The sequence below is a fragment of the Nonomuraea sp. NPDC048882 genome, assembly GCF_040649755.1.
Classification (GTDB): domain Bacteria; phylum Actinomycetota; class Actinomycetes; order Streptosporangiales; family Streptosporangiaceae; genus Nonomuraea; species Nonomuraea maheshkhaliensis.
In genome coordinates, this window is sequence record NZ_JBEZGB010000026.1 from 83,468 (window position 1) to 98,413 (window position 14,946).

Genomic DNA, 14,946 nt, shown 5'->3' on the forward strand with positions numbered 1-14,946 from the left:
CCACGTGTCAAGAGCGCCGTGAGATGTCCCGCAGCGCCACCGTCAGGCGGTCGACGTCGGCCGCGGAGGTGAACAGGGCCGGGGTGACGCGGACGGCATCGCCGCCGATCATGCCCTTGCGGGCGACGGTGAAGATGCGGTGACGGGTCATGAGCTCGTCGGCGAGGGCGAGGTTGCCGGCTTCGGTGGTCCGGCCGTGCATGCGGAAGGCGGTGATGGCGCCGTACATGCCGTGCTCGTCCGGGGTGAGGATGTCGAAGCCGCCGAGCTCGCGCAGGCGGTGGACCCAGCGGTCGCGCAGGAACCGCAGGCGGGCCTGCTTGTTCTGGGCGCCCAGGGTGTCGTGGAAGTCGAGGGCGGCGTCCACGGTGAGGAAGGGGGCGACGTTCATGGTGCCGGGGTGCACGCGGGAACGGATGTCAGTGGCCGGGTAGGTCTCGTCGGCGTAGGCGAGGTCGATGTCGGCCAGGCGGGGCTCGCGGATGTAGAGGAACCCGGCTCCGAGCGGCACGCCCATCCACTTGTGCAGGGAGAACACCGCGAAGTCCGCGTCGAGGTCGGCGAGGGTGAAGTCGAGCTGGCCCCAGGAGTGCGCGGCGTCCACGATCACGTCGACGCCGCGGCGCCGGGCCATGGCGACGATCTCGCGGACGGGGACGACGAGGCCGGTGCGGTTGTTCATGTGGCTGAGCAGGAGCAGCTTCACCGTGGGGTGGTCGCGCAGGGCGCGTTCGTAGGTGTCCAGCACGGCCTGGCGGGTCGCGGGCTCGGGGATGACGATGGAGACGACGTGCACGCCGCGGCGGGATGTGAGCCAGTTCATGGCGTACTGGCCGCTGTGGTAGTCGAGGTCGGCGTACATGACGCCGTCTCCGGGGCGCAGGCGGTTGTAGCCGGAGATCAGGCACTGCAGGGCCTCGGTGCCGCCGCGGGTCAGCGCGATCTCGTTCCGGCCGGCGTCGAGCAGGGCGGCGAGCCGGTCGCGGATCGTGTCGGCCCGCGGCTTGTACGACGTGCGCAGTAGGTGGGAGCTGCGCTCGTTGAGGTGGTCCACATTGCGGTGGTATGCCTGGCGGACCGGCTCGGGCATGATCCCGTAGTAGCCGTTCTCCAGGTTGACGAAGTCCGGGCTCACCTGGAACCGGCCGGCGACCGTGGCCCAGAAGCGCTCGTCCTGAGCCAGTTCCCCGGGAGTCACTACGGCGGGCACGGTCGGCGCCGCGGCGGCCGCAGCGCGGGGAAGGGCCGTCAGGGCGCCGAGCCCGGCGATGACCGATCGTCTGGACAGGATCATGAGAACTCCGGAATGGGCAGGCGACCGGGGTGGAAATCGGCGAGCGACACCTTTGAATGGAAAGGGCGCCGGCGATGGCTCATCATTCACATGTCGCCGGACGGGCGCACAAGCCATGCTCGCGACCGACGCCGCTAATAGACCGAATACAGGAACGAGCTTTGCTGGAACCTTTGCCGTCACCGGGCGCGTCCTGCCGCGCCGGGGGCATTATCACCGGTGATGCTCACGACCCGAAAGATCCGTTCCAGCCGTCCGGCCGATATCGGCGCCGGCCGGCTGCTGGCGCATCTGGTGTTCGTGATCGTCATGGTGGTCGGCGTGGTGTTCGCCCACGGCGGCGCGTGCGCGGCGGTGGAGCTGGCGGAGTCCGCCGGCCACAGCGTGCGGGCCGGAGAGCCGGCGGGCGAGGCCCACGGCGCCGCCTGCATGCACCGTAACCTGCCACCGGGCCACCAGCACGGGACCGAACAGGGCTGCTCGGCGATCGGCCCCGCCGCCGCACCCGGCCCCTTGGCCGTGCAGGAGGCCACGGCTCCGCCGCCCCGGCCTCGCGCAGGGCTGCCGCCCATGGCGAGGGATGCTTATGCTCTGGGAAATCTCTGTGTGATGCGCATATAGGCCGGACGACCGCTTTTTCGTCGTCCATCACCGGCCTCACCCCGCACGAATCGCGGGTATCACTCGGGGATCTTTTCCATGTCACAACAGGTTGTTTTCGCGCGCCCGCACGAGGTTTCCTCGCTCGGATATCCCGTGCTTTCCCTCACCGTCGGAAATACGCCACTGGTTCAGCTTCCGGTGGCTTCCGAATCGGGGATCGGCGGTTTCTGGGCGAAACTCGAGGGCTTCAATCCCGGCGGCATCAAGGACCGGCCCGCCCTGCACATGGTGCGTCAGGCCAGGGCCCGCGGCGAGTTGCGGCCCGGCGCCACCATCGTCGAATCGACCAGCGGAACGCTGGGGCTCGGCCTGGCCCTGGCCGGGATCGTCTTCGGCCATCCGGTCGTGCTCGTGAGCGATCCCGGCATGGAGCCGCTGATGGGCCGGCTGCTCACCTCGTACGGCGCCCGCGTGGAGACCGTCACCGAACCGCACCCGGCCGGCGGCTGGCAGCAGGCCCGCCGCGAACGCGTCCAGCACCTGCTGGCCGGCATCCCCGGCTCCTACTGCCCCGACCAGTACAACAACCCCGACAACGCCGGCGCCTACGCGGGGCTCGCGCACGAGCTGATGGGCCGGCTCCCCCACATCGACACGCTGGTGTGCTCGGTCGGCACCGGAGGGCACAGCGCCGGCCTCCACGCCGAGCTGCGCCGGCACTTCCCCGGCCTGCGGCTGGTCGGCGTCGACACCGTCGGCTCCACCATCTTCGGCCAGCCCGCGCGGACGCGCCTGATGCGCGGCCTCGGCTCCAGCATCCATCCGCGCAACGTCGACTACGCCGCCTTCAGCGAGGTGCACTGGGTCAGCCCCGCCGAGGCGGTCTGGGCCTGCCGCATGCTGGCTGAACGGCACTACGTCTCGGGCGGCTGGAGCACCGGCGCGGTCACCCTGGTGGCCCGCTGGCTCGCCCGCGCCGCTCCCGGCGAGACCATCGTCGCGATCTTCCCCGACGGGCCGTGGCGGTACTGGAACACCATCTTCGACGACGACTACTGTCGCGCTCACGGCCTGCTGGGCACCGTACCGGCGCGGGAACCGGACGTGCTGGCGGCGCCGCACGAACGCGAAGTGCACCGCTGGACCCGCTGCGCCACCGTGACCGACCCACTGGCGGGCACCCGATGAGGGGCACGCTGCGCGAGTTCCGCTCCTTCGACCGGCCCATCCAGCTCCTGCAGGTCAACCAGGCGGGCATCAACCTCGGCTTCTACATGCTCATGCCCTACCTGGCCCAGCACCTGTCGTCCGGCGCCGGGCTGGCGGCCTGGACCATCGGGCTGGTGCTGGGCCTGCGGAACCTGAGCCAGCAGGGCATGTTCCTGATCGGCGGCACGATGGCCGACCGGATCGGCTACAAACCGATGATCATGGCCGGGTGCGCGCTGCGGACGGCCGGGTTCGCCCTGTTCGGGCTGACCACCTCGCTGCCGCTGCTGATCGTGGCCGCCGCCGTGACCGGGTTCGCCGGGGCGCTGTTCAACCCGGCCGCCCGCGCGTACCTGGCCGTCGCGGCGGGCGAGCGGAAGGTGGCGGCGTTCTCCGTCTTCAACGTCTTCTACCAGGGCGGCATCCTGCTCGGCCCGGTCATCGGCATCGTCCTGCTCAATGCCGGGTTCGCCGCCGTGTGCCTGTCGGCTGCGGCGATCTTCGCGATTCTGACGGTGCTGCAGGGCCTGTATCTGCCGCCGCGCCGGGTTCCCGCCGGCGACAGGCCGCCGGTGCTGCGCGAGTGGCGGCAGGCGTTCGGGGATCGGGCGTTCGTCTCCTTCGCGGCGGCGATGATCGCCTCGTACGCGCTGTCGTACCAGCTGTATCTGACCCTGCCGCTGGAGGTGCAGCGCTCCGGCGGCGGCCAGGCGGGAGTGACGGCGCTGTACGTGATCTCGGCGCTGCTCGGCATCGCCGGGCAGGTGCGGCTGACCGCCTGGTGCTCGAAGCGGTGGAGCCGCGGCCAGGCGATCAGTCGCGGGCTGGCGTTCATGGGGGCCGCGTTCCTGCCCCTGGCCGCCGTGGCCGCTCTGCGGCTGCCGGACGGGTGGACGATGCCGGCCGTGGTGCTGTGCACGGTGCTGCTCACCGCCGGCACGCTGGCCGCGTTCCCGTTCGAGATGGCCACCATCGCCGACATGGCCGGAGATCGGCTGATCGGCACCTACTACGGCCTGTACAACCTGCTGTCCGGCGTCGGGATCCTGCTGGGCAACCTGCTGTCGGGCGCCATGCTCGACGCGGCCCACGCCTCCGGCTGGACCGCTCTGCCCTGGCTGCTGCTGACCGCCGCCGGGCTGATCAGCGCGGGCGCGGTCCTGCGGCTGGACCGGCGCCGGCGGCTCTCCCCCGCGAGCCGAGATGCCGTTGCCGACGATACGAGGGCGTAACTCAATAATGATCCGGAATTGATTTCCGCGCACTATGATGAGTGGCGTAATTCGTGAGTTGTCTTTAGCATCGGCGTTCCCGGCCGACGAGCCGAATGCTTTCCCGTGCACAACTCGCGAAAAGGGATCACCCGATGCCGGAAACTCAGCCCGACCTGAACCGCTTCTTCGACGTGTTCACCCAGGCCGGCGACGGCATCGACACGGAAACCCTGACCGGCTGCTTCGCCGAGTCGTTTCTGGCCGGTGACGCCTCAGGCGCCAGGCCCGTTTCCCGTCAGACCTTTCTCCAGGCCCTGCCCCGGCGGGCGAAGATGTTCGCCGAGGCGGGCGTCCGCCCGGCGGTGCTCGACTCGCTGACCTCGGAGCGGCTCGACGACCATTACGTGCTCGTACGCACCACGTGGACGGCGCCCCGCACCGGCGGCGGCGCCCCCGTCCGGCTGGCCTCCTCCTACCTGCTGCACCGCGACGAACTCGGCGCGTATCGCATCGTGGCCTATCTCAACCACGAGGGCCTGCCCCTGTCGCGCACCTGACAGCTCAGCCGTCCAGGAGAGACATCGGAATTCTGTCGCGCGTCTCCAGCGAAAAGACTTCGGGTAATCGACGTCACATGAGTAGTGCGTACTTTGCCACCGAAAGATGTTCCGAAACTGCTTGAAGAATCACGTCCGTCAAGCCTCGGCTGCTGTCCCTCGCCGCCGCCGCGTCCTGCAATTCGCGCTCAACCACGCCCTGCCCAGACTGGCGGTCATCGTCACCGCCCTTGGCAGCACCCACTCGGACACCGCGTCCGACACGGACAAGGTGCTGGGGCTTCCGCGGGTAAGAGCGACGATCACGGTCACGGCCCGCCTGGTCTGACACAGCCGCTCCGGCCGCGCGGGCGGGACCAGCCGGTTCCCTCCCGCGCGGCGCCAGGTCAGGCCCCTTCCACCCCTGGGTGTGCCGCTGAGCGGACATCCGTCCGCCCCAGTGCCCTTTGTGCCCCTCACAAGCCCCAACACCCCCTTGACAGGTGCCTCACCACGCATCATTCTGAGGCCAACCCAATGCCGACCGCTCTACGGACGATTGTCCGATAGAGCTGAGCCGGACAAGGGTTCACCCCCTGCGCCACAGAGGAGCCACTTGATGAGCAGCGCCACCGAGGGCGGGAGCGCCCCTACGAGCTCCGACTCCGACCAACTGACGAAGGCCTCCATCGCGATCGGCTTCGCGGTCCTGTGCGCCTCGTACATGCTCAACGCGATGGACCGGCAGATCTTCTACCCCCTCCTGCCCGAGATCCGGAACGAGCTCGGCTTCTCCCTCGAACAGGGCGGGCTGCTGGCCACCGGCTTCACCCTCGGCCTCGCCCTCGCCGGGCCGCCGGCCGGCTACCTGGCCGACCGGCTCTCCCGCAAGACCATCGTCGTGGTCAGCGTGCTCATCTACTCGCTCGGCACCCTCGCCATCCCACTAGCCGTGGGATTCGTCGACATGAGCATCTACCGGCTGGTCTCCGGCGTCGGCGAGGGCATCCAGGCCACCGCCCTGTACGCCGTGATCGGCGCGTTCTTCTTCCACCGCCGCGCGCTGGCCGCCGGCGTCGTCGGCGTGGCCTTCGGCCTCGGCGTCTTCCTCGGCCCGCTCTTCGGCAACGGGCTGGCCGACAGCTGGGGGACCTGGCGGGCGCCGTTCTTCCTGTTCGCCGCCGCCGGCCTGCTCATGAGCCTGCTCATCGCGGCGACGGTCTCACGCCGGATGACCGAGGCGGTCACCGGCACCGCCGCGGAGACGACCGGGGAGTCGTACGAGCACGTGCCGGCCTCCCCGTACAACCGCAACACGCTCGGCATCGGCATCGCCTGCGCCGTCTCCGGCCTGGTCTTCTACGGCTACCTCGGCCTCTACCCGACGTTCCTGCGTGAGGCGCTCGGCTTCGCGCCCGACCAGGCCGCGTTCGCCGTGTCCATGGGCGGCCTCGGCGCCATGATGGCCCTGCCGGCCGGCTGGCTCGGCGACCGGTTCAACCAGGCCCGCCTGCTGATGTTCGCCATGGTCGCCACCGGCGTCACCGCGTACCTGATGTACCAGATCGCCACCTCGGCACCCACCCAGTACCTGCTGTCGTTCCTGATGGGCACGTTCGCCAGCGGTTTCCTGTTCACCAACTGCAGCACGGCCATGCAGCGGGCCGTCCGTCCGCACCACGTCGGGCGCGGCGCCGGGCTGTTCATCCTCACGTACTACGTCGCCGCCGCCTTCTCCGGGCTGCTGTTCGCCCGCCTGGTGGGCTCGCTCGGCTGGGACGGCGCCGGCCTCTGGCAGCTCACCCTGCTCCCGATCGTCGGGGTCGCCGGCCTTTTCCTGGTCGACGCGTCCAGGATGGTGCTCCCGAGAACGGGCAAGTAGCTCTTACCTGGACGGATGGGGCCGGCCGCGTAGGGTCTGTGACTAGGCCGTGATCGGCGCGGCCGTCCTGGCGGCCTGCTCGATCTTCGCGCGGTAGGCCGCACGGGCTTCCTCGTCGATCCGCGTGTCGTGCTCGGGACGCAGCCCGGTCCGGCCGTCGAGGCCCTCGCGCAGGATGTCGGCGTGCCCGGCATGCCGGATGGACTCGCCGAGGACATGGACCAGGACGGCGAACAGGTTCGTGTCGTTGTGAGGCTCCGGCCACCACGGGACATGGCCGGGGGCGTCGAGGGGCAGCTCGCTGATCGTCGCGTCGGAGTGTTCCCACGTACGCCGGTAGAACTCGATGATCTGATCACGGGTCTCGTCCTCGGCCGCCCACAACTCGCTGCCGTCGGAGTCCTGCCACCGGGGCAGCGGTTCGGGGGAAGGGCGGCCGAAGACCTCGCCGAAGTACCTGGCCTCGACATTGGCCACGTGTTTGACCAGGCCGAGGAGGTTGGTCCCGGTCGCCGTCAGGGGCCGGCGGGCGTCGTACTCGGACAGCCCGTCGAGCTTCCAGACCAGCACCTTGCGGTCCCGCCGCAGTCTGCCGTGCAGGTGGTCTTTCGCGAAATCATCGATCATGCGGCATGAGCCTGCCACGGGCCGCTCGCACTCGCCAAATCCCGTACGTGGTCGGTCAGGCAGGCGAGGGCCGGGGCGAAGGCGGCGCGGTGCTGGTCCGGCGCCTACGTCGCCGCGCCACGGCGGAAGATCCGCCTGGAATCGGGCTGCGGGCTTCCGAGGCCGGACCCTTGCGGCCCGCAGGCGTGGCGGTCCACCAGCCGAAGGCCCGTCCTCACCAGCACCCATCCGAACCGCTCGGCGATGGCGCTGATGACCGACGCGCGGGCGACCAGACGCGCCCTGCGCTGCCGGTCGGCCTCCTCCCACAGCTCACGGGCTCGCACGCGTTCGACCCACAGGTACAGGTCTGGATGCATGGTGCTCTCCTGGATGGTCGTCACGGTCGGAACGAAAAGCCGCACGTGCGCACGCCGACATGCTCGCGACGCTGGTACGCCGGCGACCGAAGCCCTCACCTGACCAATCCGGCGTTCGCACGTCGAGGTGTGCATGGACGATGCTGGCAAGCCGGACTCACCAAGAACTGACCAGGATCTCACCCAGCGGCGTAGTGGTCGCTCCGCTGCATCAGGGCCTGGACCTGGAGCCGTTCGGCCGCCGCGACCTCGACATCGCCCGTCTCCTCGTGCAGGGCCGCGAAGTCGTTGAGCACACGTACCTCCCACAGCAGTGCCCGCATGCTCTGGCTCACTGCCAAGGCCTCGGTGAAGCAATGGGCGGCCCGGTCGACGTCGCCTCGGCGGCGATGGAGCTTGTCCAGAGTCCGCAGAACGCGCACTTGGGCCACCGGCTCGCCGATGTCCACGGACAAGGTGAGGGCGCGGCTCAGCAGCGGCTCGGCCTCCGGCAGGCGGTCGCGAAGCAGCCGAATCAGCCCGAGGCCGTGCAGCACGAACACCAGCAACCGGGGAGTACGCACCTGTTCCGCATGCCGGCGGGCCTCGGCCAGAACGTCCTCGGCACCGTCGAGGTCACCCATCGCCAGCCGGGCCTCCCCGACGAACCACAGCGACCTGGCACGCAGGTGCGGGCCGAACACGGGGGCGGTGTGGGCCAGTTCGAAGGCCTGCTCCATGACGGGCAGAGCCAGATCCGGGCGGCCCTGGACGAGGTGCAACTCGCCGATGTCGCCCAGCGACAGGAACTGGCCTCCGCGGTCCTCCACCTCCCGCATGTGGGCCAGGGTCCGCTCGTACCGGGCCAGGACGCCATCGAAACGGCCCTGCATCAGATCGATCCGGGCCTCCAATGTGTGCGCCAGAACCCAGCCGCCTCGGTTACCGGTCCGCTCGCACAGCTTCATGGCCGTGGCCAGCTTCGCGCGGGCACGCTCATAGTCGCCCCGGTGGTGGCTGTCCAACATTGCCTCGTTCGCGCTCGTCAGCGCCGCGCCCCGGTCATCACCCGCGTGCAGCGCCGCCGCCAGAGCGACGGCGTGCGTCTGCCGCCACTCATCGTGATGCGAACGGGCCTCGAACAAGGGCACAGCCGAACCGGCCAGATCCCAGCACAACTCGACGGCTCCGATCCGCGCGGCCTGCTCGACCGCTGCCACGATGTTGACCCGCTCGCTGTCGTACCAGCCCAGCGGGTCGGCCATCAGGCCGACGCCCTCCCGCGCCCGCCACCGTGCAGCCTGTCCATGCAGCGCGATCCAGTAACTGCGCGTCCGCCAGACGCTCCAGCGCTTCCTCGGCCTCGGCCAGCGGTCCGTCCAGGAGCGCGGCGGCGACCCAGGCCGCGATATCGGGCGCCTCCAGCAGGCCGAGCAGCCGGAACAGGCGGCGCTCGGGCGCATCGAGCGCGCGGTAGCCGACGGCCAGGACAGCACGCACCTCCATCGCGCCCAGGGCCAGGTGATCGAGCGGACGATGGGCCCGTTCGAGCTGGTCGGCCAAGCGCGCCACAGTCCAGTGCGGGCGGGCGGCCAGCCGCGCCCCGGCGATCCGCAATGCCAGCGGCAGCCGGCCGCACCCCTCGATGAGCCGCCGCACCTGATCGGGCTCGGCCTCCGTACGGGCGCCGCCGATCAGGCGCCCCAGCAACGCGACCGCCTCCGGCAGCGGCATGACGGGCAGCTTGATGCGGGTCATGCCGTACAGCGCCGCCAGATCGGACCGGCCGGTCAGCAGGGCCGCGCAAGAGGGGCCGGTAGGCAGCAGCGGCTGGATCTGGACCGTGTCGGCGACGTTGTCCAGCACGACCAGCACCCGGCGACCGGTCAGCCGCACGCGCAGCAACTCGGCGCGCTCGGCCTGGTCGTCGGGGATGGCGTGCGGCTGCTCGCCCAGCACCCGTAGCCAGCGTCCCAGCACCTGGGCCACGTCGGCAGGGCGGTCGGCGGCCCCGCTCAGGTCGGCGAACAGCTGCCCGTCCGGGAACCGGCTGCGCAGCCGGTGGCCGGCTCGCAGGGCCAGGGCGGTCTTGCCGACTCCCGGCATGCCGCAGATCGCCACCATGGACGGGGCGGACAGGGTGCCGGGCTCGGCCGACAACACCATGGTGATGCGCTCCAGCTCCGCCTGGCGGCCGGTGAAGTCGGGCAGGTCGCCCGGCAGCAGGCAAACCGGCGACGGCGGCGGGCCAGGCGCCGGCAGATCGTCGCCGAGCAGGGCCAGATGTGCCCGGCGCAGCCCCGGGCCCGGGTCCACCCCGAGGTCGTCGGCCAGGTGGCGCCGGATCTGCTCATAGCGGCGCAACCCTTCGGCACGCCGGTCGGCGTGCCCGAGCAGCGTGATCAGCTGGGTGTGGATGGACTCGTCGTAGGGCAGCGCCTCGGCCAGCCGCCGCAGAGGGTCGACGGCATCGGCGGCACGCCCGCAACCCATGGCGGCCTCCGCCAGGTCCCGCGCACTATCGATCCTGGCCTGCTGCAGTTCCGCGACCGCAGGTAGCTCGTGGGGCCACTCCAGGTCCGCGGCCAGCACCGGCCCACGCCACAAATCGAGCGCCGCCAACAGCACATCCGTCCGGCGATCCGGATCTGCTTCCTCGCGCGCGCCGGCGACGGCGAGACGGAAGCAGGACGCGTCCACCTGCTCCGGCGGCGCCTGGATACGGTAGCCATCGCCTTCCCGCACGATCGCGATGCCGGTCGGCCTCAGCCACTCCCGCAGCCGGTACACAGCGCTGTACAACGCCGCAGGCTCGCACCCCGACGGCCCCCAGACAAACGCGATCAACCGCGCCCGATCCACCAGCCGGCCCGGCGTGAGCAGCAACGCGCCCAGCAGCCGACGCACCGCCGGCTGGGACACCGCACGCTCCTGGCCATCCATCCACACCCGCAACGAGCCGAGCACCTCGAAGGCGGGCGGCGAACCTTCGACACAGGCCACGCCACCACCGATTATCAGGGGAACGGATGAGCGTCAACGTGCCTTACGCGCCCGACAAGATCATCCGGCTCCGACCTGCGAGGAAGCGGCTGGAGCGCCTACCTCGACGTCCGCGGTGCTATGGTCCCGCCATGACTCACCAGCGATCAACGGGACCGACCGGCTTCCGGTAGTGCGCCAGGAAATACCTGGCGGTGCTACCCAGGGAGCCTCATGTCCCGCACTGCCCATCACATTGATCGTCCGACTCTCGACAGGGGTGACCTGAGGGGACTCCCATGGCGATCAGTGACGCTAGTTGATCTCCGTTACAGTGCCGCATGCCTGCGACAGGCACGACGGGCCGGTCACCGGCCGCTCCCGACGTCTCTCCGCCGCAAAGTCGACGTCTACTCCCGGGCCAGGGCCGCCCTGCGGGACCAGTCGGTGTCAGAGTGGGCCGGCATCGAGGAGCGCCAGGCACGCCAACGCCTGCGCCTCAGGCTCGAAGCCATCCGCCAGAGGGTCAACGCCACAACCGATGGCCCTCTTGCCGTCGACGCTTTCGATGATCTCGAAGTCCACCCCGCGCGACACCGTCGCAACGTCATCTGGCAGTACTGATCAGGCCCGATTCATTGAGGATCTTCCGGTCGCGGGGGGTGGGTGCCGGTAGCCCGTTCATTCGGGCAAGTCGGGGGGCCGTTAGAAAATATGCGATGAGCCGCCAAACCAAGCCTGAGCTGGGACTTCGTAGGCGACGCCGTCGGGGGTTTCACTCTTCAGGTGACAAGCTCACGCCGTCTGGGTGGCATAGCAGATGCGCGGCAGGAGCACCTCGTTGAGGGGTCAGGTGTCTGAGTCGCGCGGGGCCAGTCCGTGCTCGTAGGCATAGATGACGGCGCGCACCCGAGTGGGCAGCCCGAGCTTACGCAGGAGGCTGGCGACGTGGGTCTTGGCTGTCCCCTCCTCGATGGTCAGGGCTTGGGCTATCTCCGCGTTGCTCAGCCCTCGGGCCAGTTGCCGAAGTACCTCGAGCTCACGAGTGGTGAGCCGTTGTTGCGCGTCCGTGGCGGGCCCGGGCGACAGTCTCGCGAAGCGGTGGATCAGCCGGGTGGTGACCTGCGGGTCCACCAGCCCGTGCCCGCGGTGTAGCGCCCGCACCGCCTGCAGCAGCAGCTCAGGGTCGCTGTCCTTGAGCAGGAATCCCGCAGCGCCCGACTGGAGCGCGCCGAACAGGTACTCGTCGGTGTCGAAAGTGGTGAGCGCGAGCACCCTCGGTGGTGTCTCCACGTCGGCGAGTTGCCGGATCGCGGAGATCCCGTCGACATACGGCATGCGCAGATCCATCACCACCACGTCAGGACGCCGCCACAGCGCCTGGTGCACAGCCTCGGCTCCATCGGCCGCCTCACTGACCACCTCGATGTCGGGCTCGCCGTCCAGCGTCACGCGTAGTGCTTCGCGTACGGCCGGTTGGTCATCGGCGATCACCACCCGAACGATCACAGCGCCCTCCTCATCCAGGTCGGCCGGACCGGCATGCGATGTACACCGTGATGCCGGACTGTCGATGTCGAACCATCCGTCATCCCGGTCGCTCACGTCGGATTCCCCGCAGCGCTGGAGGGCTGTCCCTGACCCTTCGGTGATGCCGACCCCTTCGCGATCGGCACGATGGCCTCCACCAGCCAGCCGTGCTGCGGGACCGGGCCTGCCGTGAACGTTCCCCCATGTTGGTGTACGCGTTCGCGCATGCCCCTGATGCCTCGCCCCTCCGCTCCGGCAAGGCCGCAGCCGTTGTCTGTGATCGACATCGTCACCGCGGTCCGGCTGCGCCGCACTCGCACCTCCACCTTGGTGGCACCCGAATGGCGGGCGGCGTTGGTGAGCGCCTCCTGCACGACGCGGTAGACCGTATGACCCATGCCGGATGGCAGCGGAGTGCCGGGGCCGACGCGGTGGACCGAGATCCGCAGGTGCGGAGTGGAGAGCCGCGCGGCCAGGTCCTCGATCTCTTCCAAGCCCGGGCCGGCGGGCACCTCGCGCAGGGTGTCGAGCAAGGCGCGTACCTCTTTCAGCGCGGCAGAGGACAGCTCGGCGATGGTACCCAGTGCTCTGTCGGCGGTCGGCGCCTGGCCGCGCAGGGCACGGCGGGTGGCGGTGGCCTGCATGTGGACCGCGGTGAGGTGGTGGCCGACGCTGTCGTGGACGTCGCGGGCGAGTGCGGCGCGGTCCTCAGCCATGGCGCGCCTGGCCTCGGCGTGGTCGAGCCGCGCCGCCTGCGCGACCCGCTCACCGTGCAGCCGGAGGGCGTGGCCGACGGCGACCGGAGCCACGCCCATGATGACCAGGTCGGTGACCACGGACAGGCCCTTGTAGGCCTGCGGGATGAGCAGGCCGTAGCCGGTGGTCCAGACTATGGACAGGCTCATAACCAGCCATGGGCGGCGCGGCACGTGGAAGGCCGCCGAGCCGAACATGACCATGGTCACCAGCCGGCCAGGCCAGCCCGGTATCACCAGGCCGAGCAAAGCTATCGCTGCCGACAGCAGCGCTCCCGGCAGCGGGAAGCGTGCGCGCAGCGTCAAAGGCAGGGCTGCGGCGAGGCTGGCGCCCGCCAGGAGGGGCAGCCCGGGTCGCGGCGGCCCGCCGTCGAGCATGGCGAACCCGGCGAGCACGGCCGTGGCCGCGAGCACGAGCAACCCCTCTCTGACGTACACGTCGGCTACGCTACTTCGCCGGTCCGCAGGAGGCGCCGCGCGGCGGCATCTTGCCCGTGGTCAGGTAGCGGTGCACGTGCTCGCGTACGCACGGGTGGCCGGAGAAGTAGAGGGCATGTCCTCCCACAGCCTTCAGGTAGCGGGCGCGGGGAAGCTGGTCGGCCAGCCGGCGGCCGTCGGCGGCCGGACTGTTGTCGTCGTGTTCGCCGTTGGCGATGAGCACAGACGGCAGGCCCGGCGCCTTGATGGGATGGGGCGCGTATGTCCTGGTCGGGGGCAGGCCCGCGCAATGGTTGGCCATCGGCCACACCATCCGCCATCCGATGTGGGGCGTATCGCGACGTAGCGTGGTCTCCAGCTGCTTGAGCTTGTCGTAGCCGGGGTAGGGCAGATCCGCGCAGAGGATGACGCGCGACAGGTTGGGGTCCGGCGCTCCTTCCACCTTGGCGAAGAACGAGGCGTCACCGGCCTGCGCCCGCGCGAGTCCGGCGGCCAGGCGCTCCCAGGTGGCCTCGTAGGTGAAGTTGGCTCGGGAGGCGATCTGGGTGTCGCTGATGCGCACCTCGGGACCGGCCTCGGGCGCGGGGATGGGCTCGCGGCGGGCCTTGGCCATCACCTTGTCCCAGACGGCCATGGGGTCCTTGCCGTGCAGCGCGCAGGTCGTGGTGCTCTGACACCAGGCGGCGAAGCGTTCGGCATTGGCTTCCAGGGCCTGGGCGCGCCGGCGAAGCCACTCATGCAGGTCGGGTGTGGTGTGGTCCCACACGCTGTCGAGGTACATCCGGCCGACCTTGCGGGGGAACAACTCAGCGTAGGCCTGCCCGAGCACGGTGCCGTGCGAGTTGCCCACGTAGGTCAGTTTGGCCTGGCCCAGGGCCTTTCTGATCGCCTCCATGTCGTGTGCGATCTGCCAGGAGTTGAGGTTTCCCGATAGCGGCCCGGCTTCCTTGGCGCACGCTTGCCCGAACGTGCGATTCTTCGCAGCGTACGCGTCGTAGGCCGACTTGCTCGGAAACGCCCATTCGGTGGCGAACGGTGCGGGGATAGGGCAGTTGATGGCAGTGGACTTGCCGAACCCCCGCGGGTCGAAAATCACCACGTCGAACCATTTGGTCAGATCTGCGAAGTACTTCTTTCCTTGGCGGAGAAGCGTTATCTGCTCGCCAGGGCCACCGGTGTTGACCAACACCACGCCCTTCTTGCCGGCCTGATCCTGGGCGGGCAGCTTGGCGAGGCTGATCGTGACCTTCGGCCCTGATCCACGGGCCCAGTCGGCCGGCACCTGGATCTGCTCGCACTGCAGACCGTCTCCGCAGTCCTGCCACGACAGCGGCGTGGTCGTGACCGGGGCGATGGCGGTGACCGCGCCGATGACGAATGAGGCAATCATGTTCATGCCGGAAGGATCGCGGGGGTCGTACCGATCGCGCGTCCCCCTTTCTGCATATCTTTGCCGGAAGAGCGACGGGGGATGTCCGCAAAGCTCCTCTTTCCACAAACAGCTGATACTGCTCGGTCGGAACTTCTGATATCGCAAG

At 69.7% G+C, this 14,946-nt stretch carries 15 protein-coding genes; 6 read left to right on the forward strand and 9 right to left on the reverse strand.

Translation table 11 applies throughout. The features are described 5' to 3' along the window. Nucleotides 1–7 precede the first annotated feature (7 nt). Nucleotides 8–1,294 (reverse strand): aminotransferase class V-fold PLP-dependent enzyme, encoded by a 1,287-nt coding sequence (locus tag AB0C27_RS50725; protein WP_357861583.1) that lies wholly within the window; start codon nucleotides 1,292–1,294, stop codon nucleotides 8–10. Nucleotides 1,295–1,516: 222 nt separating this feature from the next. Between AB0C27_RS50725 and AB0C27_RS50730 the strand changes: the two genes are divergently transcribed. From AB0C27_RS50730 to AB0C27_RS50755, 6 genes are all read left to right on the forward strand, one after another. Continuing rightward, complete coding sequence (locus AB0C27_RS50730; protein ID WP_357861585.1) at nucleotides 1,517–1,915, forward strand: hypothetical protein; 399 nt, start codon at nucleotides 1,517–1,519, stop codon at nucleotides 1,913–1,915. A gap of 78 nt (nucleotides 1,916–1,993) precedes the next feature. Beyond that, a complete protein-coding gene (locus AB0C27_RS50735) occupies nucleotides 1,994–3,085 on the forward strand; it encodes a PLP-dependent cysteine synthase family protein (protein ID WP_357861587.1) in 1,092 nt (363 codons plus the stop codon). Next, nucleotides 3,082–4,338: an MFS transporter gene (locus AB0C27_RS50740; protein ID WP_357861589.1), complete on the forward strand. Its 1,257-nt coding sequence runs from the start codon at nucleotides 3,082–3,084 to the stop codon at nucleotides 4,336–4,338. Before AB0C27_RS50735 ends, AB0C27_RS50740 begins: the two co-directional genes overlap by 4 nt. Before the next feature lie 134 nt (nucleotides 4,339–4,472). Continuing rightward, nucleotides 4,473–4,877 (forward strand): hypothetical protein, encoded by a 405-nt coding sequence (locus tag AB0C27_RS50745; RefSeq protein ID WP_357861591.1) that lies wholly within the window; start codon nucleotides 4,473–4,475, stop codon nucleotides 4,875–4,877. Nucleotides 4,878–4,998: 121 nt separating this feature from the next. Continuing rightward, on the forward strand, nucleotides 4,999–5,205 hold the full coding sequence (locus tag AB0C27_RS50750; RefSeq protein WP_357861593.1) for a hypothetical protein: 207 nt from the start codon (nucleotides 4,999–5,001) through the stop codon (nucleotides 5,203–5,205). Between the two features lie 270 nt (nucleotides 5,206–5,475). Then, entirely contained in the window at nucleotides 5,476–6,738 is a 1,263-nt protein-coding gene (locus AB0C27_RS50755; protein WP_357861595.1) for an MFS transporter, read from the forward strand. 42 nt (nucleotides 6,739–6,780) lie between these two features. On the opposite strand, the gene AB0C27_RS50760 is transcribed toward AB0C27_RS50755, so the two are convergent. The 8 genes from AB0C27_RS50760 to AB0C27_RS50795 form a co-directional block, all read right to left on the reverse strand. Then, nucleotides 6,781–7,365: a DinB family protein gene (locus tag AB0C27_RS50760; protein ID WP_357861596.1), complete on the reverse strand. Its 585-nt coding sequence runs from the start codon at nucleotides 7,363–7,365 to the stop codon at nucleotides 6,781–6,783. A 104-nt stretch (nucleotides 7,366–7,469) separates the two neighbouring features. Further along, nucleotides 7,470–7,724, reverse strand: a complete 255-nt coding sequence (locus AB0C27_RS50765) for a hypothetical protein (RefSeq protein WP_357861598.1) — start codon at nucleotides 7,722–7,724, stop codon at nucleotides 7,470–7,472. Nucleotides 7,725–7,903: 179 nt separating this feature from the next. Then, nucleotides 7,904–8,731 carry a tetratricopeptide repeat protein gene (locus tag AB0C27_RS50770; protein ID WP_357861643.1) on the reverse strand — a complete coding sequence of 276 codons (828 nt, stop codon included), beginning with the start codon at nucleotides 8,729–8,731 and terminating at the stop codon, nucleotides 7,904–7,906. Between the two features lie 88 nt (nucleotides 8,732–8,819). Further along, nucleotides 8,820–10,706: a BTAD domain-containing putative transcriptional regulator gene (locus tag AB0C27_RS50775; protein ID WP_357861600.1), complete on the reverse strand. Its 1,887-nt coding sequence runs from the start codon at nucleotides 10,704–10,706 to the stop codon at nucleotides 8,820–8,822. Between the two features lie 429 nt (nucleotides 10,707–11,135). After that, the gene (locus tag AB0C27_RS50780) at nucleotides 11,136–11,270 is read right to left on the reverse strand and encodes a hypothetical protein (protein WP_357861602.1); all 135 of its coding nucleotides are present in this window, start codon (nucleotides 11,268–11,270) and stop codon (nucleotides 11,136–11,138) included. 264 nt (nucleotides 11,271–11,534) lie between these two features. Next, nucleotides 11,535–12,194 carry a response regulator transcription factor gene (locus AB0C27_RS50785; RefSeq protein WP_357861604.1) on the reverse strand — a complete coding sequence of 220 codons (660 nt, stop codon included), beginning with the start codon at nucleotides 12,192–12,194 and terminating at the stop codon, nucleotides 11,535–11,537. Nucleotides 12,195–12,286: 92 nt separating this feature from the next. After that, nucleotides 12,287–13,408: a sensor histidine kinase gene (locus tag AB0C27_RS50790; protein ID WP_357861606.1), complete on the reverse strand. Its 1,122-nt coding sequence runs from the start codon at nucleotides 13,406–13,408 to the stop codon at nucleotides 12,287–12,289. Nucleotides 13,409–13,418: 10 nt separating this feature from the next. Continuing rightward, nucleotides 13,419–14,906, reverse strand: a complete 1,488-nt coding sequence (locus AB0C27_RS50795; protein WP_357861608.1) for an alpha/beta fold hydrolase — start codon at nucleotides 14,904–14,906, stop codon at nucleotides 13,419–13,421. Between the last annotated feature and the right edge of the window lie 40 nt (nucleotides 14,907–14,946).